26 protein-coding genes are annotated in these 26,255 nt (G+C 26.8%); 9 read left to right on the top strand and 17 right to left on the bottom strand.

Annotation, left to right across the window (positions count from 1 at the left end):
• The first annotated feature begins 3 nt into the window (after window positions 1-3).
• Window positions 4-1,428, top strand: coding sequence for a 6-phospho-beta-glucosidase (locus tag BINT_RS13910; protein WP_014489203.1), 1,425 nt, complete (start codon window positions 4-6; stop codon window positions 1,426-1,428).
• 643 nt (window positions 1,429-2,071) lie between these two features.
• Window positions 2,072-2,335 carry a hypothetical protein gene (locus BINT_RS13905; RefSeq protein WP_014489202.1) on the top strand — a complete coding sequence of 88 codons (264 nt, stop codon included), beginning with the start codon at window positions 2,072-2,074 and terminating at the stop codon, window positions 2,333-2,335.
• 413 nt (window positions 2,336-2,748) lie between these two features.
• Here BINT_RS13905 and BINT_RS13900 read toward each other — a convergent pair whose 3' ends face one another.
• Window positions 2,749-4,314, bottom strand: a complete 1,566-nt coding sequence (locus tag BINT_RS13900) for a DUF6348 family protein (RefSeq protein WP_014489201.1) — start codon at window positions 4,312-4,314, stop codon at window positions 2,749-2,751.
• 129 nt (window positions 4,315-4,443) lie between these two features.
• On the opposite strand from BINT_RS13900, the gene gpmA reads away from it, so the two are divergent.
• On the top strand, window positions 4,444-5,190 hold the full coding sequence (gpmA, locus tag BINT_RS13895) for a 2,3-diphosphoglycerate-dependent phosphoglycerate mutase (RefSeq protein WP_014489200.1): 747 nt from the start codon (window positions 4,444-4,446) through the stop codon (window positions 5,188-5,190).
• 95 nt (window positions 5,191-5,285) lie between these two features.
• Here gpmA and BINT_RS13890 read toward each other — a convergent pair whose 3' ends face one another.
• From BINT_RS13890 to BINT_RS13870, 5 genes are all read right to left on the bottom strand, one after another.
• Window positions 5,286-5,516: a hypothetical protein gene (locus BINT_RS13890; RefSeq protein WP_014489199.1), complete on the bottom strand. Its 231-nt coding sequence runs from the start codon at window positions 5,514-5,516 to the stop codon at window positions 5,286-5,288.
• Window positions 5,517-5,591: 75 nt separating this feature from the next.
• Window positions 5,592-6,362, bottom strand: a complete 771-nt coding sequence (kdsB, locus tag BINT_RS13885) for a 3-deoxy-manno-octulosonate cytidylyltransferase (protein WP_014489198.1) — start codon at window positions 6,360-6,362, stop codon at window positions 5,592-5,594.
• A 33-nt stretch (window positions 6,363-6,395) separates the two neighbouring features.
• Complete coding sequence (locus BINT_RS13880; protein WP_014489197.1) at window positions 6,396-6,884, bottom strand: PTS sugar transporter subunit IIA; 489 nt, start codon at window positions 6,882-6,884, stop codon at window positions 6,396-6,398.
• Between the two features lie 51 nt (window positions 6,885-6,935).
• Window positions 6,936-7,322 (bottom strand): hypothetical protein, encoded by a 387-nt coding sequence (locus BINT_RS13875; RefSeq protein ID WP_012671391.1) that lies wholly within the window; start codon window positions 7,320-7,322, stop codon window positions 6,936-6,938.
• Window positions 7,323-7,391: 69 nt separating this feature from the next.
• Window positions 7,392-7,832 carry a hypothetical protein gene (locus tag BINT_RS13870; RefSeq protein ID WP_041177519.1) on the bottom strand — a complete coding sequence of 147 codons (441 nt, stop codon included), beginning with the start codon at window positions 7,830-7,832 and terminating at the stop codon, window positions 7,392-7,394.
• A gap of 167 nt (window positions 7,833-7,999) precedes the next feature.
• Here BINT_RS13870 and eno point away from each other — a divergent pair, with 167 nt between their 5' ends.
• The 3 genes from eno (at window position 8,000) to BINT_RS13855 (ending at window position 11,126) form a co-directional block, all read left to right on the top strand.
• Window positions 8,000-9,295, top strand: coding sequence for a phosphopyruvate hydratase (gene eno, locus BINT_RS13865; RefSeq protein ID WP_014489194.1), 1,296 nt, complete (start codon window positions 8,000-8,002; stop codon window positions 9,293-9,295).
• Between the two features lie 903 nt (window positions 9,296-10,198).
• Window positions 10,199-10,642, top strand: coding sequence for a bacteriohemerythrin (locus BINT_RS13860; RefSeq protein WP_014489193.1), 444 nt, complete (start codon window positions 10,199-10,201; stop codon window positions 10,640-10,642).
• Window positions 10,643-10,652: 10 nt separating this feature from the next.
• The gene (locus tag BINT_RS13855) at window positions 10,653-11,126 is read left to right on the top strand and encodes a bacteriohemerythrin (RefSeq protein WP_014489192.1); all 474 of its coding nucleotides are present in this window, start codon (window positions 10,653-10,655) and stop codon (window positions 11,124-11,126) included.
• A 60-nt stretch (window positions 11,127-11,186) separates the two neighbouring features.
• Here BINT_RS13855 and BINT_RS13850 read toward each other — a convergent pair whose 3' ends face one another.
• Window positions 11,187-11,918 carry an NAD-dependent deacylase gene (locus tag BINT_RS13850; protein ID WP_014489191.1) on the bottom strand — a complete coding sequence of 244 codons (732 nt, stop codon included), beginning with the start codon at window positions 11,916-11,918 and terminating at the stop codon, window positions 11,187-11,189.
• A gap of 260 nt (window positions 11,919-12,178) precedes the next feature.
• Between BINT_RS13850 and BINT_RS13845 the strand changes: the two genes are divergently transcribed.
• Window positions 12,179-12,844, top strand: coding sequence for a redox-sensing transcriptional repressor Rex (locus BINT_RS13845; protein WP_014489190.1), 666 nt, complete (start codon window positions 12,179-12,181; stop codon window positions 12,842-12,844).
• 67 nt (window positions 12,845-12,911) lie between these two features.
• Here BINT_RS13845 and BINT_RS13840 read toward each other — a convergent pair whose 3' ends face one another.
• The 4 genes from BINT_RS13840 to BINT_RS13825 form a co-directional block, all read right to left on the bottom strand.
• Window positions 12,912-13,958 carry an ankyrin repeat domain-containing protein gene (locus tag BINT_RS13840; protein WP_014489189.1) on the bottom strand — a complete coding sequence of 349 codons (1,047 nt, stop codon included), beginning with the start codon at window positions 13,956-13,958 and terminating at the stop codon, window positions 12,912-12,914.
• A 134-nt stretch (window positions 13,959-14,092) separates the two neighbouring features.
• Window positions 14,093-14,800 carry a uracil-DNA glycosylase family protein gene (locus BINT_RS13835; protein WP_014489188.1) on the bottom strand — a complete coding sequence of 236 codons (708 nt, stop codon included), beginning with the start codon at window positions 14,798-14,800 and terminating at the stop codon, window positions 14,093-14,095.
• Complete coding sequence (locus tag BINT_RS13830; RefSeq protein WP_014489187.1) at window positions 14,797-15,033, bottom strand: Imm17 family immunity protein; 237 nt, start codon at window positions 15,031-15,033, stop codon at window positions 14,797-14,799. The genes BINT_RS13835 and BINT_RS13830 overlap by 4 nt, the downstream gene beginning before the upstream one ends.
• 482 nt (window positions 15,034-15,515) lie before the next feature.
• On the bottom strand, window positions 15,516-18,374 hold the full coding sequence (locus BINT_RS13825) for a chromosome segregation SMC family protein (protein ID WP_041177518.1): 2,859 nt from the start codon (window positions 18,372-18,374) through the stop codon (window positions 15,516-15,518).
• A gap of 494 nt (window positions 18,375-18,868) precedes the next feature.
• Between BINT_RS13825 and BINT_RS13820 the strand changes: the two genes are divergently transcribed.
• Window positions 18,869-19,258: a hypothetical protein gene (locus BINT_RS13820; RefSeq protein ID WP_014489185.1), complete on the top strand. Its 390-nt coding sequence runs from the start codon at window positions 18,869-18,871 to the stop codon at window positions 19,256-19,258.
• A 133-nt stretch (window positions 19,259-19,391) separates the two neighbouring features.
• Here the strand turns inward: BINT_RS13820 and BINT_RS13815 are convergent, their stop codons facing one another.
• The 5 genes from BINT_RS13815 to BINT_RS13795 all read right to left on the bottom strand — a co-directional run bounded on the left by BINT_RS13815 (window position 19,392) and on the right by BINT_RS13795 (window position 23,309).
• Window positions 19,392-20,240, bottom strand: coding sequence for a hypothetical protein (locus BINT_RS13815; RefSeq protein WP_014489184.1), 849 nt, complete (start codon window positions 20,238-20,240; stop codon window positions 19,392-19,394).
• 9 nt (window positions 20,241-20,249) lie between these two features.
• Window positions 20,250-21,029 (bottom strand): MgtC/SapB family protein, encoded by a 780-nt coding sequence (locus BINT_RS13810; protein WP_014489183.1) that lies wholly within the window; start codon window positions 21,027-21,029, stop codon window positions 20,250-20,252.
• Between the two features lie 64 nt (window positions 21,030-21,093).
• On the bottom strand, window positions 21,094-21,522 hold the full coding sequence (locus BINT_RS13805) for a PTS sugar transporter subunit IIA (RefSeq protein WP_041177517.1): 429 nt from the start codon (window positions 21,520-21,522) through the stop codon (window positions 21,094-21,096).
• Between the two features lie 140 nt (window positions 21,523-21,662).
• Complete coding sequence (locus BINT_RS13800; protein WP_014489181.1) at window positions 21,663-22,430, bottom strand: transporter substrate-binding domain-containing protein; 768 nt, start codon at window positions 22,428-22,430, stop codon at window positions 21,663-21,665.
• Between the two features lie 102 nt (window positions 22,431-22,532).
• The gene (locus BINT_RS13795) at window positions 22,533-23,309 is read right to left on the bottom strand and encodes a basic amino acid ABC transporter substrate-binding protein (RefSeq protein WP_014489180.1); all 777 of its coding nucleotides are present in this window, start codon (window positions 23,307-23,309) and stop codon (window positions 22,533-22,535) included.
• 204 nt (window positions 23,310-23,513) lie between these two features.
• Between BINT_RS13795 and lepA the strand changes: the two genes are divergently transcribed.
• Window positions 23,514-25,325 carry a translation elongation factor 4 gene (gene lepA / locus BINT_RS13790; RefSeq protein WP_012671408.1) on the top strand — a complete coding sequence of 604 codons (1,812 nt, stop codon included), beginning with the start codon at window positions 23,514-23,516 and terminating at the stop codon, window positions 25,323-25,325.
• A 391-nt stretch (window positions 25,326-25,716) separates the two neighbouring features.
• Here the strand turns inward: lepA and BINT_RS13785 are convergent, their stop codons facing one another.
• Window positions 25,717-26,121 carry a hypothetical protein gene (locus BINT_RS13785; protein WP_014489179.1) on the bottom strand — a complete coding sequence of 135 codons (405 nt, stop codon included), beginning with the start codon at window positions 26,119-26,121 and terminating at the stop codon, window positions 25,717-25,719.
• Window positions 26,122-26,255: the final 134 nt, after the last annotated feature.

Here is a 26,255-nt window from a genome sequence, read left to right as displayed (position 1 = left end):
AATATGGCTTTTGATAAAAACTTTTTATGGGGCGGTGCTACTGCTGCTAATCAATGCGAAGGCGGTTTTGATAAAGATGGCAGAGGACTTGCTAATGTTGATGTTTGTCCTATTGGTGAAGATAGATTGAAAGTGATATCAGGTAAAATGAAAATGTTTGACTTTGATGATAAGCATTATTATCCTGCTAAACTTGGAATTGATATGTATAATCATTATAAAGAAGATATTAAACTTTTTGGTGAGATGGGATTTAAAGTTTATCGTTTATCTATTGCTTGGAGCAGAATATTTCCGAAAGGCGATGAGAAATCACCTAATGAAAAAGGTTTATTATTCTATGAAAATATTTTTAAAGAATGTCATAAATATGGAATAGAGCCTTTAGTTACTATTACGCATTTTGACTGTCCTATGCATTTAATAAAAGAATATGGCGGATGGAGAAATAGAAAATTAATTGACTTTTATGAAAATCTTTGCATAACTTTATTTAATAGATATAAAGGACTTGTAAAATATTGGATAACTTTCAATGAAATAAACATGATACTTCATCTTCCTTTTATGGGAGCAGGACTTTATTTTGAAGATGGGGAAGATGAAAACAAAATAAAATATCAAGCAGCTCATCATGAATTAGTTGCTAGTGCATTAGCTACAAAAATAGCACATGAAGTTGATCCTAATAATAAAGTAGGCTGTATGTTTGCGGCAGGAAGTACATATCCTTTTGACTGCAGACCTGAAAATGTATGGGAAGCATTATGCCGAGACAGAAAAGAGTATTTCTTTGTAGATGTTCAGGCACAGGGGAAATATCCTAATTATGCTTTGAAAATGCTTGAGAAAAATAATTGCATGCCAGAAATATGGGAAGGAGATTTAAAACTTTTAGAAGAAAATACTGTGGATTTTGTTTCTTTCTCATATTATCATTCAAGATGTGTTGATGTTTCTGCTAATACTCAATCTTCTGAAGGAAATGTATTTGCTTCTGCCAAAAATCCATATCTTAAATATACTGATTGGGGCTGGCCTGTTGATCCTTTGGGTTTACGTGTAACTTTGAATCAAGTTTATGACAGATACAGAAAGCCTTTATTTATAGTAGAAAACGGGATAGGAGCAATAGACACTATAAATGAAAACGGTGAGATCATAGACGATTACAGAATAGATTTTCACAGAGAACATATAAAAGTTATGAAAGATGCCGTTGAAATAGACGGTGTTGATTTGATTGGCTACACCACTTGGGGCTGTATTGATTTAGTTTCTGCAAGTTCAGGAGAGATGAAAAAGAGATACGGTTTCATTTATGTAGACTTAGACAATGAAGGCAAAGGAACTTTAAAAAGAACAAAGAAAAAATCGTTCTCTTGGTACAAGAAAGTCATAGCTTCTAATGGTGAGGACTTAGACTGATTATTATTGATGCGGTTTAAAATTCAGCGATAAACGAGCAGCTGGCAACTGACAAAGGAAGTTGTGAGTTAATTCTTAAATAAAAAAATCGAGCCTCTATCAGCTTTAGCTGATAGAGGTATAAAAGCGAGATTTTTTTATATATAAATAAAATAAGAAAGTTATAGCCTCTAATGGCGAAGATTTAGATTGATTATAATTTAAACTATCACGCACGGTGTGTGAAATTTAAAATATAAACTTATTTCAAATAATAATTTAAACTATATTAAAAAATACATTTACCGTGCGTTAATAAAAATTTTCAATATAATAACAGCTTGGGTGGGTGTTAAAATAACAGAGCAAAATAACAAAATAAAATATCATAAAAATAACAGTTAAGATTCTAAATTTAGAGGGTGGGGAGTTAGAATAAAATTTATTTTTTAATCTTTTCTAATTTCCTGCCCTTTATGTTTTATTGCTTTATTCTGTTACTTTTATTTTATATTTTTTGAAAATATTAATAACAATGATGATTTATTTATGAATTATAATATACAAAACAAAATACATATTAATTTTAAAATTTGTATACTTTTATATAAATTAATATACAAAAATTAAAATATTGTTTATAATATTTATATAGGAGTTGTATATGTCAGGATTAACATTTTTGTTTGCATTTTTATTAGTGATATCCATTTTTACTAGATATTTTATATTACCCAAAATATTTAGCAAAGATTCAAAAGAATTTAAAAAATATGTTGAAGAAGCATATAATGATTTGGATAAATACTACAATTCAGGTAATGAACGGTCTAAAGAAATGATAAAAAATTCAATTATTGGTATGGCTAAAGAAGGAAATGATATAGCAAAAAAATTCTGTGAAGATAAAGGCTGGGATATTAAATAGCGGCAAAGATTGATTATATTTGTAATTATTCTTAAATAAATTTTATGTGCTTTATCAACTTTGACGAAGTCCAGGAAAAGTTGATAAAGCACATAAGTTAAAAATTTTTTATTTATATACACTTCCCTCTAAACTTTTATATTTTATTATAAAATTAGAATTTTAATAAAGATAAAAAATTTAAATAGCTTGGTTTTAGAATGAATCTTTTCTAATTTCCCGCCCTTTATATTTTATTGCCTTATTCGGTTATTTTTGTTTTTTGTTTCTTTGTTGTTTAAAAAGAAATGTTAATGCCCGCCCAAGTATTTTTTAATTTAAAAATCTATTTACCGCACGATAAACAAAATCAAAAAATATTATTTTATTTGAAATATAGCTTTTATTATATTTATTGATTTACTTACCGTGCGTTATCTAATTTCATAATCATCATCTACATTAAAACCTAAATTAACTTCAAGATTTTCTAACTTTTGATTTTTCTTTTCATAGTCAGCTTTAATCTGTGAATATATATTGTATCCTGCACTCATATTTATAAATCTTAAATATATTTCATTTTCCTTGCCGTTAAATGCCCCTTCTCTAAAAAGTTCAAAGAGATAATTATTGATTAAATGATATGTATAAAGCTGGGTTTTGTATACAGAACAATTTTTTTGAGATGATTGAAAATTGAAATTAACAATTTCTCCGGAATGAAGCTCATTATAAAATTCATTATCAGCACATATTTCTGGTAAGAATAAAAATAAATCACTTGCAAGACTATAATCCTTTGTAAGCTCTTCTGCTAAATTTCCTAATTTATCGTATGATTCTTCAGACTCTTTTAAATTTAAAACTATATTTGAATATTCTCGAATAAATTTTAAAATCTCATCATTGCTGAATGGATAAGGAGTATAAGTTTCATTATCTTGTAGTAAAAAGAAAAACTGCTTGTCTGATGAAAAATCTGTTTCATTCCAAGTTTTAACATATTCATTCATTTTGTCGGCAAGCTCTGGTATATTAACATCATTGATTCTAAGCTCTCCTATAGAATAATCATTTCCTGCCTTAGCTCCATATATTTTAATGTAGCATATTTTTTGATTTCCTATTCTTTTTAAAATATCATCTTTGAACATATCCCAATAAATATTTACATTTTTAGGCTTTCCATTATCTCCACCCATATTAACTAAATTACTTGTATAAACTTTCCATTTATGTTTTTTGCCGGCAAATTCAGTTTCAACTTCATCAAGTATTCTGTTTTCATTCATAGCTTTTATGCCTGTCATTATACCAAATATAAAACTACCATTTGAAAGCCCTACAGAAGTATTGGCATCTTTTCCTGCACTAGCACAGCATTCAAATATATCTCTGTCCCAATCAGGACTGGATATATAATAATTTATAACGGCACTTTTATCTGTTATAGTATCAGGATAAGCATTTATAAATATATTCCATTTTTTTATGACAATGCTTCCTTCTATTATCTCATTATCTATATCATTTGATAAAATAGATGATATATCTTTTATGATAGAATCAGGATCATCAATATTAACTGAATTAGCTTCATAATGCAGACTTCCGCCTTGTATATACTCTTTTAAATTATTATATAAATTGCTGTAATAATCATATTCTTCATTGCTTATTAAAGATTTGTTCATTTCTAATGTATATAATGCTCTGTCTATATTTAAATTGGCATTGCTCATATCAGATTTTCCTGAATATGCATAGGCAATTTTATAAAACCAAGTATGATGGCTTTTGGTTTCTTCGGATAAAGAATTTAATATTTCTATTGCTAAGTCAAATTCTCCAGTATTATTATATGCTACGGCAAGCTGACCTTTAATATCATCATTTAATTGTTCTTCAGGTAAGGAAAGTATTAATTCAATAATTCCTTTATGATTTCCTTCTTCATATAATTTGTGAAATTGTAAATCTAATTCTTCATTATTCATACATAATATCCTTATTTGTTATTGGTAAAATATAATATATTTATGATAATAAAACAATATATTTTTGTTTAACTTTTTTATGATTTTAGTATATAATAGAACTTAATATCATTATAAGGAGTTATAAAGATGACAAAAGTTGTTTTAATTCGTCATGGTGAGAGTGTTTGGAACAAAGAAAATCTGTTTACAGGTTGGGCAGATGTTACATTATCAGAAAAAGGAATAGAAGAAGCTAAAGCAGGCGGAGTTGAGTTAAAAAAAGCAGGATTTACTTTCGATAAGGCATACACTTCTACACTAACTCGTGCTATCAAAACTTTAAATTTAGTATTAGAAGAAATGGGACTTTTATGGATACCTGTAGACAAATGCTGGCAGTTAAATGAAAGACATTACGGAGCTTTACAGGGATTAAACAAATCACAAACAGCTGAAAAATATGGTGAAGATCAAGTAAAAATTTGGAGAAGAAGTTATGATACTCCGCCTCCAGCATTAGAAAAATCTGATGAAAGATATCCTGGACATGATCCACGTTATAAAAACTTATCAGAAAAAGAACTTCCATTAACTGAATGTTTGAAAGATACAGTTGCAAGAGTAGTACCTTTCTGGGAAAATGTTATACTTCCAGATATTAAAGCAGGCAAAAAAATCATCATTGCTGCACATGGTAACAGCTTAAGAGCTTTAGTAAAATATTTGGATAATATTTCTGATGAAGATATTACTGAACTTAATATACCTACAGGAATGCCTTTAGTTTATGAGCTTGATGATAATTTCAAAGCAGTTAATAAACAGTATTTAGGAGATCCTGAAGCTGTTAAAAAAGCTATGGAAGCAGTAGCAAATCAAGGTAAGAAAAAATAAGAATATAAAAATATATAGTTTTTTATTTTCTAAAAATAAAAGGAAGTCTTTTAATAATTAAAGACTTCCTTTTTTATTAAATTGTATATTTAGTTTTAATTGTTCTTTTTATTTAGAAAACCAAAAATATAAATTATAGGTTCAATAAAAATATCATATAAGAATTGACTTATATTTTTTACTAAAAATCTTTTCGCTAAAAATATAATAATGAATACACTTTTAATAAGTTCAAATACTGTATCCAATATAACAATGAAAATCTTTTCAAAGTCTGTAAATAAAAATAAACTTACAGCTGATACTATAAAAATAATTTCAAGCATATTAAATCCTTAAAATAAAAATTGTATTTAGGAATAATACATTTTAATGCTGACATTTTTTGTCGTAATTAATAATTACTTATATAAATTTTCATTATTTAATTCACTTTGAGCAAAATTTCTTAAATAATTCTGAACGAACTCTAAATCTTCTCTAGTATCTATACCATGTAGGAATTTTTTAGTTTCTAAAACTTTTATTTTTATACCATTATAAAGCCATCTTAATTGTTCTAGTTTTTCTATCATTTCATATTTACATTCTTCTAATTTTTCTATCTTTAATAGAATATCTTTTCTAAAAGCGTAAACTCCTATATGTTTATAGTATTCAGCACTAATATTCTGATCGAATCTTTTATGAGGTATTGTGGCTCTAGAAAAATACATAGCATAATTATTTATATCAGTAACAACTTTAACAGCATTTTCATCTTTTATTAATTGGCTGTCATCTTCTATTCTTGTTTTTAAAGTGGCAATATCAACATTTTCATCATCAAAAGCATCTATTAAAGGATTAAGCACTGATTCATTTATTAAAGGCTCATCTCCTTGTACATTGATAATAATGTCGCTTTCTATCTTTTTTGCAACTTCTATTATTCTTGAAGTTCCTGAAGTATGCTCTGATGAAGTCATTACGGCTTTAGCATTATTTTTTTCACATATATCCATTATTTCTTTAGAATCTGTTGCAACAATACAGTCATCTATTTTTTTAGCGGCCTTGACATTATCATAAACCGCTATTATTATAGGCTTTCCTAATAACTCATAAGTTAATTTTTTTGGAAATCTAGTTGATTCATATCTAGCAGGTATTATTGCTGTGATTTTAGCCATATTATTACTCCAATAATATTTATTTTTATTATTTTATTGTTTAGCATTAAGCATTTCTCTGGATATATCTATTAATTTTTCTTTAAATTCTTCTATAGTTTTTGATTCTAATAATACAACAGGATACATACTCATTCTTGAAATCTTTGTAAATAGAGAAAGCAGTCCTAAATATTTTTCATTACTGTTTTTATTAGTTAAAAACATAGTAAGTAAATGTACAGGTTTTTTGTCAAGAGCCGAGTAGTTTAATCCTTTTTTTGATACTGCAAATATTATATCATTATCTTCAACTTGATTAGTTCTTACATGCGGAAAGGCTACCCCATATCCCAAACCACTACTTATAATATCTTCTTTTTTATACATAGATTCTATTATTTGAGCTATATTGATTCTAAGTCCATTAGCCTCTGAATATATTAACATCTCACTTATAGCTTCTTCTTTGTTGTCAGCTTTTAAATCTAAAATAACATAAGAATTATTTATGTATTTTTCAACATCATTTAATGAAATCATATAATTTAACCTTCATTATATAATATAATAATTTAATATAAAAAATTTATATTAAATTCCAAAATTATCTTTTAAATATTCTTTCATAGTATATTTTTTTTGTATTAGTTCTAATGTGATATTAAGGGGATATATAGTTTTATGATTTTTGAAACCAATTCCTATAGTTTCATCATCTAAATCTATATCTCTGGATAATTCCCAATGACCATTAAATTTTTTCCTTATAACTTCACCTATATACGCACTTATAGAAAATATAAAATTTCTATTATCATCTCTTTCCAAGACTAAATTCATTTTTTCTTTAAAAAATTTATCTATTTCAAATAGACTTTCTATAGTATAATCAGCATGATAACCTTCACGCATCAGAAAATTGCTTATCCAATCAGATGCCCTTGAAAGTTCGTCTTGGGGTAAAAGATATTTTGGCATAACATAAATCCTTGCTACAATATTACATTTTTTTTATAATATGTCAACTTATAATTTAATATAAAATTATTATAAATTTGTACTATTATTTAGTAGTTTATAAAACCAAGTATTTTCGGAATTATTCAATGGAAGTGTGTATTTTTTACCATCAATATCTGTAAACAGTATTTTATCTTTACTATAATTAATAGTCATTTTAGTATTATCAAATTTCAAATCTTTAACATTATTAGTATTTTTAATATCTTCTATATATTTAGCTTCTTCTATAGTTTTTATAATCTGATTTCCGCTTTTATTATTAATAGTACCCGAAATATATGTTAATTTATTGAAGCTGTTAGTATCTTCTCTTTTTACTAGAATAAAATTTAAAGTTTCATTTGTGAGCCTATTTCCTTTAGTATCTTCATCGAACATTAGGATACTCACTTTATCGCTGACATACATATTGCAGCTTACCAAAAATAGTAATGTAAATAAAAGTATTAATCCAATTTTTTTCATGATAAAACCCTCTCAAAGTATAAAACAGATCAAGTAATAAAAAATAATATAAAATAATTTAATAATAGTTTCAATATGCATTTTTTTATATGTTCAATTTTTTCACTTGAAATTTATATTTTATGTTATATTATATATAAGAATTATAATTTATAAGGAGTTTTAATATGTCTTTAATAGATAATATAGTAGCTAGAGAAATATTAGATTCAAGAGGAAACCCTACAGTAGAAGTAGATGTATGGCTTGACAGCGGAGTTATGGGAAGAGCAGCTGTACCATCTGGAGCTTCTACAGGTGAACATGAGGCAGTAGAATTAAGAGACGGAGACAAATCAAGATATTTAGGAAAAGGTGTTCAAAAAGCTGTTGAAAACGTTAATGAAATTATTTGTAATGAACTTATTGATATGGATGCTTTAGATCAAGTTGAAATCGACAGAACTATGATCGAACTTGACGGAACTGAAAATAAAGGTAAATTAGGTGCTAACGCTATACTTGGTGTATCACTTGCTGTAGCTAAAGCAGCTGCTGAAGAATTAGGTATGCCATTATACAGATACATAGGCGGTACTAATGCTAAAACTTTACCAGTACCTATGGCTAATATCTTAAACGGCGGTGCTCACTCATCAGCTCCAATTGACTTCCAAGAATATATGGTTATGCCAGTTGGTGCTCCTACTTTCAAAGAAGGTATACGTTATGTAGCTGAAGTATTCCATAACTTAAAAGCTATACTTCATGACAGAGGCTTAAGCACTACAGTTGGTGATGAAGGCGGATTCGCTCCAACTCTTAAAGATAATGAAGAACCACTTCAAGTAATTATGCAAGCTATAGAAAAAGCTGGATACAAACCTGGTGATGATATAATGATCGCTATGGACCCTGCTTCAAGCGAATTCTATAACAAAGATAAGAAAAAATATGTATTCCATAAATCTGACAACAGAGAATTGACTCCTGCTGAAATGGTTGATTTCTATGTTGATTTATGCAATAAATACCCTATCATCTCTATAGAAGATGGTGTTGCTGAAGATGACTGGGAAGGTTGGAAAATCTTAACTGACAAATTAGGTAAAAAAGTTCAATTAGTAGGTGATGACTTGTTTGTTACTAATGTAAAAAGACTTCAAATGGGATTAGATAAAGGCGTTGCTAACTCTATTCTTATTAAAGTTAACCAAATAGGTACATTAACAGAAACTTTAGATTCTATTGAACTTGCTAAAACTCATAACTATACTGCTGTAGTTTCTCACAGATCTGGTGAAACAGAAGATGCTACTATTGCTGATATAGTTGTAGCTACTAATGCTGGACAAATCAAAACTGGTTCTGCTTCAAGAAGTGATAGGATTGCAAAATACAATCAATTATTAAGAATCGAAGAAGAATTAGGCAACAGAGCTGTTTACTTAGGTAAAAAAGCATTCTATAACGTTATAAAATAATAAAAATCTAAACATAAAAATTATTTGCCTTTGGCAAGTTTACTTGTAAAATAATTTTTATTAGCAATAATAAAAAATAAACGAGAGCTGGTAACAATTTATTGTTGCCGGCTTTTTTATGTAGTTTATCGCTAGCAACAAGAAAGCGAATCGTAGCCAGCAAATAAATTTATTTATTTGCGATTATTGGCGGCACCTTGAGAGGTGGACTTCGTCACGAGTATAGCAATAATAAATAAAAAGCTTTCTATAACGTTATAAAATAATAATTGATTAAGTATTATAGAATAATTTAGCTTTAAATCGATAAATGAGAGCTGGTAACAATTTATTGTTGCCAGCTTTTTTATACTAGTTTATCGCTAGCAACAAGAAAGCGAGTCGTAGCCAGTAAATAAATTTATTTATTTGCTGATTATTGGACTTCGTAACGAACATAGAAATAATAATAAGCTAAATATAAAATAAACAAATGGGGATAACATTAAAAAATGTTGCCCCATATTTTTTGCAGGCATAATTAAAAAATCGATATTATATTTAGGGATTCATTTTATATACATTTAATGCTAGCAATCGAAATTCAATGACATTAAAGTATTGTCATTTTTTACTGTATACAAGTTTTTTATATGTATTATTATGAAATAATATATGCTTTTACAATGTAATAAATTTTTAGTTTATTACATTGTAATATAAAATTTTATTTAGACTGTAAAAATAGATAGTGATATAATATTTTAATTTAGTTGGTTTGAATTGTTTGATTAAACTAACAAAAAATAAATTTTTAATAAATTTAGTTTTTATCTTTAAAAAGATAAAAATATTTATATAATTAAATAGTATATATATTACGATATTAAACATAATTGTCTTTTTTATATTAAAGGAATAATTATGAGCGATAAATACATAGTATGGGAAGATAAGTACAAAGTAGGATATAAAAGAATAGATGATCAGCATTTAGAATTAATAGAAATAATAAATGATTTGCATGATTGTATGGATAATAGAGATTCAGAAGACGAAGAACTTAAAGCTGAGTTTAAAAAGGCTTTAAGGAAAACAGTAGATTATGTGGCATTCCATTTTTCTTATGAAGAGAAGATAATGCATGTTATTAAATATGATAAATTAATAGAACATTCCTCATATCATAAAGAATTTACAAATACAATTTACAATTATGTCAAATCTTATGAGAATGGCTCTTTAGATGCTATCAATAATTTAGTACAGTATCTAAAAGATTGGTTTTTGAACCATATTTTAGTTACAGATAAAAAATTTATAAAAGAAGTGAAGGAAGCATTAGAAAAGCTTTCTAAAGAAGAATAAGGAGCTTTATATGGAAGAAATGGTAGAAATTACTGTGAGAAAAGGTTGGATTAAATGGGAAGAGAGATTCAAAACTGGTTATAAAAGAATAGATAATCAGCATAAAGAATTGGTAAATATCATAAACGACCTTTATGAAACGGGTGTAAAAGGCGATATTGGAGATGAAGAAGTACAAAAAGCATTCAAAGAAATTGTCAAAAGAACTATAGATTATGCTACTTATCACTTCGCTTATGAAGAAAAGATTATGAGTGCTATAAATTATTCCGCTGCTAAAGACCATATTTCCAAACATAGATCTTTTTCTCTAAAAATAGTTGATGAAGTTAATAGCTATGAGAGAGGTGATGATTTAGTAATTAAAGACTTTATTACATTTTTAAAAGACTGGCTTTTGAACCATATAGTGCTTGAGGACAAAAAGTTTATAGCTGAAGTAAAAACTACATTGGCTAAAATGTATGAAGAAGAAATGAATTAAGCTTATTTTGTATAAATAAAGCCTTATAGTGATAAACTATAAGGCTTTTTATATTTTTTATTATAAATATTTTTCTATTTCTTCAAATGCCACCCCAGCTTTTTCTTGAATATAAATATCAACTATGTTATTAGTAAAATTTGATGGCTGAGGATTAATTTCCATAATTCTAGCACCTGCTCTTTTTGCTATATGCGGAATTTGTGCTGCAGGCATTACTTCTCCGCCTGTACCTACTATAATAAATAAATCACTTTTTTGGGCATCTTCTATTGAAGAATTGAAATCTATTGCAGGAAGCTGTTCTCCAAAGAATACAAAATCAGGTTTTAAAGTAGAACCGCATTTTTCACAAGAAGGCGGATCCATGGCAAGTATTTCTTTATTGATTTTATATCTAGTTTTACATTTCATGCATACTGCATATTGAGCTGTACCATGAAGTTCATATACTATTTTACTTCCGGCTTCTTGATGAAGATTATCAATATTTTGAGTGATGACACTACGCATTATACCCATCTTCTCCAAATTTGCCAATACTATATGAGCTTTATTAGGCTTAACATCAGTAATAGGATCATAAAAAACTTTTTTCAAAGATTTCCAAGATTCCTTTTGATGCTTTACAAAATATGAAATTTCAGCGAACTGACTTCCATGTTTTTCCCAAAGCCCATTTTCACCTCTGAAAGGGGGTACCCCGCTTTCTACGCTTATACCTGCACCTGTAAAGGCTACAGCATATTTTGATTCTTTTATTGTTTGTGCTATTAATTTATAATCTATCATAATGACTTATTATATAACAATAATGTTTTTTTTCCAGTAAAAATGAAAAATAAATGCTTAAAAATAAAATTATATATAATTAATTCATTTTAACAAATAAGAATAATATAAAAAATATTATTAATGTTCTTTCATTCATATATAAGTTCTCATAAAGTAGCTGTTTTATGATAATATTTTTATTGACAGATAACTTTAATATGTTATAATATAACATATTACTGAATAGTAAACTAGAAGAAAAAATTTAAGGATATATTATGATTAGCAGAACACAAATTATGCGTTTATTAAAATACAAGAATGCTTTAAGACGCATGAAGAGTTTTGGATTTATAAAAGCATATTCTAATAATTTAGGTGATGCAATAGGTATAACATCAGTTCAAGTAAGAAAAGATTTTTCATTATTCAACATTTCTGGAAACAAGAAAGGCGGATATAATATAGATGATTTACTAGAGCAAATTGACAGCATATTAGGTAAACAAATATCACATAATATTATATTGGTAGGATATGGTAAAATAGGAAAAGCATTGGTAAATTACAGAGGATTTGAAAGCGAATCTATAAGAATAGTTGCAGCATTTGATCATAATCCTGAAAAAATTGATAGAAATGCATCCACTCCTATACTTCCTATAGAAGAAGTAAAGGATTTTATAATCAATAATAAAATAGAAGTAGCAATATTGACTGTACCTGATTTGGAAGCTCAAAGAATGTTTGATGTTATATGTAATGCAGGAATAAAAGGTGTTTTAAATTTTGCTCCTATAAAACTTTTAGAAAGACCTGATTGTATAATCAATGATGTTAATATAGCTGATGAGATTGAATCTTTATTCTATTTTATCAATGATGTGAAAGATACTTCTTCTAGCAGTAAAAAGCATAAAGAAAAAGCAGATAAGAATAATTGATAATAGTTATGAAAATAAAAATAGGGACTTATACAGTCCCTTTTTATTTTTTATATTTATTAATGCATTATTTATTATAAGTTAGGCTTGCTCTAGTAAGTAAATCTATAACTTCTGTATTACCATTTTCCATAGCGTACATTAAAGCAGTCTTTTTAAATTTATCCAAGGTATTTAAATAAGCTCCAGCATTAATTAAATATTCTACTGAAGCATAATCTCCATTTTCAGCAGCAAACATTAAAGCAGTTTTTCCGTCATTATCAGCAATATTTAAATTTGCTTTATTCATTATTAAAGAATTTACAGCCTCACTTTTACCAGCAATAGCTGCCCATATTAAAGCAGTTCTTCCATCTCTCATTTTAAAGTTTATATCAGATTTTCCTATAAGTAATGAAGATATAATATCTGTCAAACCTAATGTAGAGGCTAGGGCAAGAGGTGTAATATTACCATAAGGGCCATAAGAAGCAACTATATTGGCATCTGCCCCTCTCTCTAATAGAAGTTTTGCAATATCATTATTTCCTCTAGCTATAGCATAAAATAGGGCATTAGCACCATATTCATTCACATAATTAATATCGCTTCCTTTATCTAATAATAATCTCACTATTAAGTCATGATTATTATAGGAAGCTACCATTAAAGGAGTCATATTATAATTTATTCCGTCATCATTTCCGCTTCTGTAAGTTCCCATCATTCTTAAATCAGCATTAGCATTAACTATCATTTCTACTATGCTGTAATATCCTTTTCCTGCTGCTTGTAATAATGCTGTTGTACCGCCATTTATTTTTATATTAGGGTTAGCATTTTTAGCAAGCAAATAAGAAACTATATCAACATATCCTGCATCAGCAGCATAAGTTAAAGCTGTTTTTCCATGTATGCAAGTGAGATTAACATTAGCATTTTGGGATAGAAGGAGAAGTACAATATCCTTATATCCTTTAGAAGCTGCTGTGATTAAAGCATTATGACCTTGATTATCACCGAAGTCTATGAAACTTGAAATAGGTCCTTGAGAGATTAATCTTTTTATACCGTTAGTATCTCCGGCATTAGCATAATCTAGTAACTGATCTAATCTTCCTGTATTAGGCATTTGTGCGAACAATACAAAAAAGTATTTAAAAATATTAAAATAAAACTTAAATAACGCATTTTTAATTCTTCCTTAAAGTATAGAATTTTTGCTATTATCAAATTTCGGAATAAGATATATTAATTTTAATTAGTTTATGATTTATTTTTACTATTATTTAAATAATATTTATAAAGCTCTTTTTTGGTAGAATATAAACTTACACCTTTTATTGGACTTATTTTCAAAGTTATTGTGGATAATTTAATCTTTCTTGAAGCATTAACATATAAATATCTTTCCCTTAAAGCATTTATTATATCAATACTTATTCCTTTTTCATTGATTCCATTATTATAGTATTCATAAACTTCTTTGCTTTCTTCTATATTATATTCAATATCATTAATGATTTTTAAAAAGTGATTTTCTGTGAATCGGCTTGTGAATATAATAAGTTTTAAATCTCTATAATTATTTTCATCTGTAATAAGATTCTTAAGTATATTATTATGCTCTAATATTATTAAATCTGTATCTCTTGCACTATTTTCATTTTTTCTTTTGCATTTTGAAAATACATCTGCTATACCTATTTTATTTTCTTCAAAAAGTTTTTTCTTTTTGATCTTATTAAAAAGAAAATCATTTTTATAATCTATATCAAAGCAGTCAGCTATTATTTTCCAGAATTCGCTTCTTTTACTTGAATAATACCAAGCATTATTTTGTTCTTCTCTACTTAATTTATCAAACTTTTCTACATTAGAATATAATGGAACAGGGAAAGTACCTAATATCAAAATTTGCATCTTATTAGGAAAGAAATTTGTATCATCAAATAAATGTTTTTCAATATTCATTTTCTTATTATCAAAATAATTACAGAGCTTATTATAATTACAGTTCCTAAAATACCGGTAAGTATTCTAACTCCAATCTCACCAAACATTTCATATATGCCTATCATAAAATTTGAGCTGTTATTGTTTAAAAGCCCATTCCATTTAAAAATTGCAGCTAGAATAAATATAAGTCCTATTAATATTCCAAATAAATAGGGAAATTTTTTTATATAATTTATTAAACTCTCCATATATTATAATTATATTATATTTATCTATAAAAGCAAAATTATTTAAATTTTTAAATTTCCATAACGCACGGTAAGTAAACTTTTATATATAATGATAATTATAATTAATTAATATACTTAATAATATAATAATATTCTGCGTGCGGTGAATGCATTATAACTTGGGTGGGTAGCTAAAAAATTCTAGTTATATTATAAAAAAATAAAAAATTAAAATTTCAAAATAAATTAAAAAGTCTAGTGGGTGGGGTATGAAAATGAATTTTAAAATTTAATTACACTTGCCCGCCCTTTATATTTTTTGATTTTATTTGTTGTTATAGTTTTTTTATATTTAAAATTTTAATTTGTCATAAAAGCACCCGCCCTAGCGTTTATTAGATTTAAAATCTTTTCAACGCACGTATAATAATTTTTTTAATATAATGAAATTTGAGTTTGAGATAAACTTATATTTTAAATTTGACTTAACGTGCGGTAAGTTATTCCTGATTAACCAGCTTTTCTTCACTGCCATTAACTTTTCCTTCTTTATCTACTTTAACAGTGAATATTTTTGAAACCCCTTTCTCTTCAGCAGTTATTCCATAATAAGCATCGGCTATAGTTGCAGATACTTCATCATGCGTGATGATTAAGAACTGAGTCTTGTCAGATAAGTTTTTAACCATGTTTTTGTATCTTATAATGTTCGCTCCGTCAAGTGCAGCATCCACCTCATCAAGTATACAGAAAGGACTAGGACGGTATAGGAATATCGCAAATACCAAAGCAAGTCCTGTCATAGTAAGCTCGCCGCCTGAATAAGATACAATGTTCTCCATTCTTTTTCCCGGAGGCTGAGCGAATATATCTATAGGGCTGTTTAATAAATCTTCTTCATTTTGTATTTTAAGTCCGGCATTTCCTCCGCCGAATAGTATTTTAAATGTTTCTGAGAATTTTTTATTTATTTCATTGAATGTTTTTAAGAAATCTTCACCAGCTTTTTTATTGGCATCGGCTATTATTTTTAATATCTCTTCTTTTGATTTTTCCAAATCTTCTTTTTGTTTAGTAAGGAATTCAAATCTATTTTTAGCTTCCTGATATTCATCAAGTGCCATTTCATTTATATGTCCGAGATTCTTTATTCTTTCATTAATAGTATTGAGTTTATTTTTATAAGATTCTTCATCTATTAAGTTCTGAGTATTTTCTTCAAAGTCTTTTAAGTTAAGAGCATAATTTTCATAGAAATGACTATAAATATCTTTTATTTTATCATTGCTTTGATTTATTCGCTCCCCAACTCTTGTTATATTTTCATTTATCTCATTAAGTTTTTTAACTCTTTTAGCTAAACTAGTTTCAAAATTGGATAATGCAGATTCAGCCTTTTTGATTTCATTTGCTTTATGTCTTGATTCGCTTTCAGTTTTGGATTTTTTCTTCTCTAATTCTTTATAGTTTATAGAGTTTTCTTTATATTCTTCATTAAGTTTTTTATACTCTTCTTCTAATCTGTTTATTTTCTCATTGAGAGAGCCAAATTCATCTTCTATCATCTTCATACTTTTTAATATCATTTCTTTTCTGTCTTCAGATGCTTTTTTATTTGTTTCGTATTTTGCTCTTTCTATTGTTAGTGTAGTGAGATTAGCATTTGATTTATTAATATTATCAGTAGCTATTTTTATTTCATTATTTATTTCTTCAATTTTTTCTATATTAGTTTTGATAAAACTTTCTAAGTCAGATATTTCTTTGTCTATAGCTTCTTTTTGCATATAAGTACCTTCCTTGTCGAAAAGCAAATCAACAAAAGGGTCTTTTATTTTTGTATACTCTTTAAATATACCCTGCAAAAATAATGCATCTTTTTTTTCTGTGTCTAAACTCTCACCTAAATTACGAATAAAACTGCATAATGAATTATAGCTAAGCTCATTTAAATTTGATAGTACGCCGTCTTCTTCAAATTCTTTTATAGTGTTCATTTTTATGTTTATAGCATTTAAAAGATTATTAAATCCTATATCAATGTCAGTTTCATGCTTTCCTATATTCTGATAAAAGCTGTTGCCCATTACATCTTTTTTCTTTTCATCTATCTCTGTGATTATTTTATTTATAACCTCTAATTGTCTTTCTCTGGCATCAGCAATTTTTAATGTGGCACTTTGATTTTCATTTGTCAAAGTAGATATTTGATCATTTAAGCTAGCTATTTTATTTTGTTCATTTGCAATATTAGTTTCTTCTGCTTCCTGTTCTTTAAGAGATTTTTCTATATTTTCAGCTATAGTTTTTACTGCCTCTTCAAGTTCTGCTATTTGGGCTTTATCTTCTTCTATTCTTTTTAATAGTGAATTCTTTCTGCTTATAGTTTCATCTTTTTCTTTGCCTGCATTATCAAGCTGATTCTTTAATTGATTAGACATCTTCTCTATATGAGTAAGTTCTGTTATTATAAGCGAAACTTGTTTATCAAGCTCTATCGATAATGTTCTTGTTTCTTCAAATTTTAAAAGCTCCTGCTGTTTCTGTTTATCCAAATCCTGAAGTTCTTTTTCTAATTCAGACTTTTTATTTGTATGTTCTTCAAGGCTTTTATTTTGATCTTCTAAAGTGATTTTTAATTTTTTTACCTGATTAACATTTAAACTTATATTTATTTTTTTCTGTTCATCTTTAAGATTATAATACTTTTCAGTTCTTGCTGCCTGTTCTTTCAAAGATTTATAATGTTTTTCAGCGTTCTTTATTTCTATTTTAACATTATCAAGATTTCTTTCGGACTCTTCTAGCTTTTTAGCAGCTTCTCTTCTCCTTTCAAGATATTTACTAATTCCAGCAGCATTTTCAATAATGCTTCTTCTCTCTTCAGGCTTCTGCTTAGCTATCTCTGAAACAGTACCCTGCTTTATAACTGAATAGGCATTTTTACCAAGCCCAGTATCCAAAAACATATCAACTATATCTTTTAAACGTACTTGTTCATCATTGATATAGTATTCTGATAATCCTTTTCTATAATATTTACGTGTTACTATAACTTCATCAAGATCGTATTTTTTTATCCATCTGGACTTATTATCTAAAGTAAGTGCTACCTGTGCAAGAGATGATGGTTTTCTAGTATCTGTGCCATGGAATATAACGCTTTCAAGTCCTTTAGCACTGTCAATTCTCAATCTGCTTGCGGACTGCTCGCCCATAACCCATAGAAAAGCCTCTACTATATTACTTTTCCCTATTCCGTTAGGTCCAAGTACTACAGTAACGCCTTCATTGAACTCTATATTTGTTTCTATGGCAAATGATTTGAATCCGTGCAAATTAAGATTCTTTATGTACATCTCTTTTCCTGTATTAAGTATATATTAGTTAATTATACAATTCTATTAAAAAATAATCAATTAATTAAATAAACAATATATAAAAACACTGTAAATTTATTTGTTTTTATATATTATTAGTCTTAATTATTTTCGGTATAATGCATAGTAAACATAAAGATTAAGATAATTTTTTATATTTATGTAGTATTTTTATAAAAATCAAGCAAATATTATGAGCGTATATTAAATGAATTTTTTAAGGTTATCAGCTATTCATTTATAGATTAAAAAAATTTATAACATAATATTTTACTAAAGTAATAGTTATAACTAATAGTACGGTGATTATATAGTAAAAAATAATAAATTAATTAAATAGGGTTTAATTAATTATTAGTCAAGCCTTTTATTTTGAATTATTGCTTATAAATTTATTTTAAATATTGACATAATAATTTAATATTTTAGAATATTTTATATGAAAAAATGATAAATGCATAAGGAGTTCTAATATGAACAAAAAACTATTTAGTATTTTATTTACTCTATTTTTAGTTGGTATTTTATTTGTAAGCTGTTCCAATAAAGATAAAACAGGTTCAGATTCATCAAGCAATAGCAATGGAAAAGTAGATACTACATATGAAGGTAATTGGTATACTGATGATCAGGCTCAAAGTCCAACAATGATAATAGATGCCAATGGAAATATTTCATTTACGAATATGGAAACAGGAGATGTTCCTGATAAAAAAGTTGAAGGAAGTGGAAATTCATATACTGTTACTTATAGTAAAGGACCTGGTACTGATATGGTATATGAAGTGACATTTAAAGATTCTAATAATGCAACATATAAAATTAATAATGGTTCTGCTATAAATCTTATAAAAAGACAATAAACTATAAATTAATTAAATATGGCTTGATTAATTATATTAGTCAAGCCTTTTATTTTACATTATTTTAAATCCCAGTCTCTAGTCTAAAAAATTATTTTGTAATTTTGGTTTTGTATTTCTCTATTTATTTTAATTAGATTTTAGAAACTAAACTATTTAAATCTTCTGCATTATCAGATACTAATAAAAAATTCCTTCTATTAATATTGTTTGAAATTATATTTGATAGTTCTTTATCTTCAAAATATTCTATCATGATATTATGATTATAATATTTCATAAATGTTTTTATTAAATCTAATTTATTGTTTATATTTTGAATATTTTCTTTTTGGGATATTTCATTTAATTTAAATATAAAATCCATTTCAGGCATATTTTTTTTATCAGCATTTACTAAATCAATATTTGTAAAATCGTATATATATAAAGTATTTAATATATTATTATTAATCAATATTTTAAATATGTTTTCAAGAACCATAAAAAAAATATCAATCTTTCTGCTGAAAAAAACTTTTGATGAAAAACTTTTTTTATTATATGTAAAAATAATATTTATTATATTGTCTGACTCGAAGAATGAATTTATATTTATTTCAGCATTATAATTTAATTTTAAATAAAGTTTATCTATATTGGTATTGCTATGCCCTTTAAATATTTTTAAAAGTATTTCTTTCTTTGAAAACTCTAATATGTCGTTTAGAAAATTAATGCATTCTAATATCATATCATTATCGATACTGCCATTATATTTATAATTTTCCATTATTGCACTTATTATTTTACTTATAGATAATAATTCATAATCATTTATTTTATAGAAATCAAAAAAATGAAAATTATTTATATACCAAATTAAATTTGTCATATGAATATCTTTCTTTGAAAATATAGTTACAGGCGATATTTTTATTTCTTTTTCTTTTACATGATAATCATCTATTTTTAGATTTTCTATATATACACTTATATTCATAATAATTATTCATTCAATACTGTCAAAATCGATTTTTTCTATCATATTACGTAATTTTTTTAAAGGTTTTACATTTAAACTTCTAAAAATATTTTCTATATTCTTATAATCTAATTGAGGCACAAATATTCTTATTTTGCTTATGATATTAGGAGTATTATTATTTTCTTTATTTTCCTTCCAGCCGACTATCTCTAAATTAATAAATCTTATTCCATATTCTCCTAATTCGGTTTCAAAATCTATTTTTGTAGGATGTTCTATTAAGTATACTATAGATCTTTTTTTATTTGATATATAATATGGTATAAAAAATCTATAAATAGAAGTGCTTAAAAATATACATATACATCCTATGGTAGATAACACCCATTGTCCGGAACCTATGACTATACCTATACATGCAGTAACCCAAACTATAGCAGCAGTGGTTATTCCATGCAGTTTTCCTCTATTTTGTATTATCATTCCGGCCCCCAAGAAACCAATTCCGGAAACTATTTGAGCAGATATTCTGTTATAATCAGGTACTTTGCTTAAAGCTTCTGCTCCTGATTTGATAAGTTCTGCATTTTCTAATATTACAGCACGTGCAAATACATCTTCATAGCATGATAAAAGAGCTGCTCCCATACAAACAATACTTGTAGTTCTGCTTCCTATAGGTTTTTTATGCTGTTCTCTTTCCCAGCCTATAAATATACCCATAATATATGCCACTAATATTCTTGTTGTTATTTCTAAAATACTAAAGTCGCCTAATGCATGTTTAATATATTCTACAAACATAAAATAATATCCAAATACTTAATAAACATTAGTATTATCGAAAAAAAATATTAATAATTGCAGTTTATATATCTATGTCAGCATATATTTCAGGTTCATTTTTTGTGTACAATGCTATAGAATCTTTTGAAACGCTGATAATTTCATCTATAAATTTACTTATATTATAATCAAGGTCTGAAGAAAAATATTCTATGACCATATCTAGATTCATTCCACTTATTAAACAGATATTATCATTTTTTCTGTAAAATTTGCTGGCTATATTAAAAGGAGTTCCGCCATATAGATCCGTCATTATTAAGATTTGATTATTTCCAAATTTATCTAATAATCTTTTTAGTTGATTTTCTATTTGGGCGAAAGTGTTATCCGTATGCAAATGTATTACATCATAATCATCTTTTGGTAAATCGCCCAATATCATTTTGGCAGATTCAATAAGTGTGGATGCTAAATTGCCATGACTCATTAATATTAAATTAGGTTTCATAATCAATCCTCCCATTCACAGTTTATTGCTTTTATATTATAAATATAATAATTGTTTTTTATTATTCAAATTTAATTTGAATAAAATTTACTTAAACAACTATTTTTGTACAATAATTTTACAATTAAGAATTTTGGTATTTATTGATTAGTACCTAAATGTTTTTCTACTAATTTCTCATATGCTCCATTAGTCATTATTTGTGATAGAGCTTTATTTACTTCATCTAGTAATACATTCTCATCTTTTCTAAAGGCTATAGCATAATCTTCTTCAGGATATTTTATATTTTCTGCAAGTTTGATACTTTTATCATATGAAATATAATGCTCGCAAGTTGATCTATCAAATATAGCAGCATCTACATTACCTACTTTTAATGAAAGTATTATACTGCTTCCTGTATCAAATCTTTCTATATCTATTCCTTCTTTTGCCGAAATCATAGTGTCAGCAACTGTATCTCTTATTACTCCTACTTTTTTACCTATCAAATCCTCTTCAGTTTGTATTGATTCATCATCCATTCTTATTAAAACAGCCTGACTTGATGTATAATATTTATCAGAAAAATTAAGATATTGTTTTCTTTCTTCAGTTACAGTCATTCCTGCTATGATAGCATCTATTTTTTTAGATTCCAAAGACGGTATAAGTTCTTCAAAGCGCATAGGAATAAAATGTATATTTGAACCAGATATTTTTGATATTTCATTCATTAAATCATAATCGAATCCGCCTATATTACCATTTGATAGGTAACCGAAAGGATAATCATAAACATATATTCCTACATTTATATATTCATCTGTTGAGATATTTTGTTGAACTGACATATTTTCAGAAGAGTCTTTACATGATATTAATAATGATAAAATCATCGATATAGTTAATATGATTTTTTTCATTTTTATTTCCTAAAAATCAGATATTGTTTATCCTAAGATGCCTATATATAAATTAATATGCATGTATAAAAAAGTCAAGCAGTTTATTATGAAATGATATAATTATAAATGTTTATCAACTAATTTTTGATATGTTCCATTAGACATTATAGTATGGAGACCTCTATTAATTGTTTGAAGTAAAACATCATCATCTTTTCTAACAGCTATTGCATAATCCATTAACTTAAATGATATATTTTCAGCCAATTTTATAGTATTATCAAATTTTACATAGTCTTCGCAAGTAATAGTATCAAGCATAACAGCATCTATTTTATTTACTTTTAATGAAAGTAAAGCACTGCTTGCAACATCAAATCTTTCTACATTAACTCCATCTACTTCTGATATAATATTGTCTGATATAGTACCCTTTATAACACCTACTGTTTTTCCTATTAAATCATCATTCACTTTTATTTCATCATTTTCTTTGTTTAGTATGATACCTTGTCCGGAGCTGCAATACTTATCAGAGAAGTTTACAAGCTGTTTTCTTTCTTCTGTTATGCTCATACCGGCAATAATAAGGTCTATATAGTTTGTCTGCAATGCTGGTATTAGTTCTGAAAATTGAATAGGGATAAATTTTAATTTTAAATTTTCTTCATTTGCTATAGCATTTATTATATCATAATCAAATCCGTTTATATTATCATTACTCACATACAGCATAGGATAATCATAAAGATATATTCCTACTTTTAATGTTTTGTTGGAATAAATATTATTTGTGATACTTGTAGTTTCATTGCTGTTTTCAGATATATTTGTATTTGAAGAATTATTACAGGCAATAATAAAGATTAATAGTATAAAAATAATAATGTTTTTCATTTGAAAAATATATTTATTAAGTATTAAATGTTGTAGTTATAAAATAATATTTTATAGAAAAAAAGTCAATATTTTTTTATATAGAATTGTAAAAAAAATATACATAAAAATATTTGCAAAAACATACTCACTATATTATAATAAACAATCAATAAATAATAAGAATAATTTTATCAATTTTTATATAAGGATATATTTTAATAAATGTCATACGCAGAAAAAATCAGGAATTTTTGTATCATAGCACATGTTGACCATGGAAAAAGCACATTAGCTGACAGAATTATAGAACATACTAAAGCAGTATCAAGTAGAGAAATGAAAGCACAAATACTAGACTCTATGGATATAGAAAGAGAGAGAGGAATAACAATAAAGAGTCAGGCCGTTAAATTATCATATCAGGCTAAAGATGGGGAAGTATATACTCTTAATTTGATTGACACACCGGGACACGTTGACTTTAATTATGAAGTTTCACGTTCTCTTGCTGCTTGCGAAGGTGCTATACTTGTAGTTGATGCAGCTCAAGGTGTTGAGGCTCAAACTATTTCCAATTTTTATCTTGCATTTGAAAATAATTTAGAGATTGTACCTGTTATAAATAAAATAGATTTGCCTGCCGCCAATATCGAACTTTGTAAGGAGCAAATGGAAAAAGAGTTTGGTGTTAATAAAGATGATATAGTTTTGGCAAGTGCAAAAAATGATATAGGCATAGATGAGATACTTGAAGCAGTTGTTAAGATGATACCGGCTCCAAAGGATAATACTAACAAAAAAACAAGAGCTTTGATATTCGATTCTTATTATGATCCTTTCCGCGGTGCTGTTATGATAGTGAGAATATTTGACGGCTCTATAAAGAAAGATGATAAACTTCTTTTAATGGAAACTAAAGCGAAGTATGAAGTTGAAGAATGCGGAACTCTTTTGCTTGGGCTTAAATCTGCTAATGGATTAAAAAGCGGCGAGGTAGGATATATTATTGCGGGCATTAAAAACATATCTGATATAAAAATAGGGGATACTATTACACTTGAAGAAGACCCTTCAGATGAACCTTTGATTGGATATAAAGAAGTTTTGCCAATGGTATTTGCCGGCATTTTCCCTGCTGAAGATGAGGATTATACAAACTTACAAAAGGCTTTGGAAAAATTAAAATTGAATGATGCTTCTTTAGTTTATGAGCCTGAGCGTTCTATTGCTTTAGGGTTTGGATACAGATGCGGATTTTTAGGACTTTTACATTTAGAGATAGTACAAGAGCGTCTTGAAAGAGAGTTCAATCTTAATCTTGTAATAACTAGTCCTTCCGTAGAAGTTAAATTAAAACTCACAAATGGTGAAGAAAAATTAATTGATAACCCGGCAGATTTTCCGTCTGGTCAGTATATAGAAAAATGTTATGAGCCTTTCATAAATGCTCTTATAATAGTACCAACCGATTATTTAGGAAACATTATTTCTCTTTGTATAGACAGAAGAGGAACACAAACATCATTAACTTATTTAGATGATAAAAGGGCAGAGATTAAATTCGATTTACCATTAATCGAAGTTGTATATGACTTTTATGATAAATTAAAATCTATATCAAGAGGTTATGCTTCATTCGATTATGATTTTTCAGATTTCAGAGAAAGCCAAATAGAAAAAATTGATATACTTGTTCATGGCGAAGTAGTGGATGCATTATCATTTATGTCGCATAGAAGCAATGCAGAAACTAGAGGCAGACAAATCATAGAAAAATTAAAGCATCTTATTCCAAAGCATATGTTCCAGATTCCATTACAGGCTGCAATAGGCGGACGTATAATCGCACGTGAGAATATAAGTGCATTGAGAAAAAATGTTACAGCAAAATGTTATGGTGGTGACATCACAAGAAAGAGAAAGCTTCTTGAAAAGCAGAAAGAGGGTAAAAAGAGAATGAAGGCTATCGGTAATGTTGAGATACCTCAGGATGCATTTATAAGCGTACTTAAAACTGACGATAACACAAAATAATTTAATAATAAATTAATAGGCATTAGAAATAATGCCTATATTTATATATACTAAAAATTTTTAAGTTTGTCAAAATTTAGATTTTTAATTTTATTGTTTGTGGGGACTAGCCCCCACACCCCCAGTTCTTTTTGTGACCAAAAGAACCAAAAAGACTGCATTTTTAACCTAAATTTTAGATATTACCATATATTTAATACATATTCTTAAAATATTAAGCTATAGTATATGCGTTTTCGCGAAGCGTGCCTGTGGCAGCAACTTTTTTGAGCGACAAAAAAGTTGATAATACATCTAAAAAAATATCAAAATTGACAAAATATAATTGTTTAGGTATAAAATTAAGAATCTAAAATTATCATAAGTTTGTTTTTTGTTTATTATAAATATTTTAATTTTTGCTATCAAAAAAAGTTCCAACATATATACATATTAATCCTGAAACTATCAATGATATCCAAATACAGCCTTCAGAAAAAGGAAGTTTTATATTTCTTGGTTTATTTGGATCAAACCATAAAGCTAATTCATCTCCAACTTTTCTAAAAGGGTAATAACTTTTTAATGTTGTATATAATGTTCCGTATCTTTCAGTTTCATAACTTATAAGCATTGTATTTTCGTATCTTAATTTTCTAGATTTATATACTTTTTTACTATTATATTCTTCAACTATGCATACAGTATGTACATACTTTTTTGAAGCAATAAAAATAGAAACGAATCCTGCTATTGCTCCTAATATTAATAATATTCCTGCTGCCAATATTATTACTTTAATTATTTTTATGTTCATATATTATACATTCCAATTAGTTCAAAAAATTAATAATATAAAATAGCTATAATAATTTAATATTATACATAAAAAATAATCAAGGTTTTAAGTTATCTATATTTATATTATATGATTGTATAAATTAAAGAATA

The organism is Brachyspira intermedia PWS/A, from assembly GCF_000223215.1.
GTDB classification, from domain to species: domain Bacteria; phylum Spirochaetota; class Brachyspiria; order Brachyspirales; family Brachyspiraceae; genus Brachyspira; species Brachyspira intermedia.
Note: the sequence above shows the minus strand (reverse complement) of the source record. Positions and strands in the feature narration are given on the sequence as shown.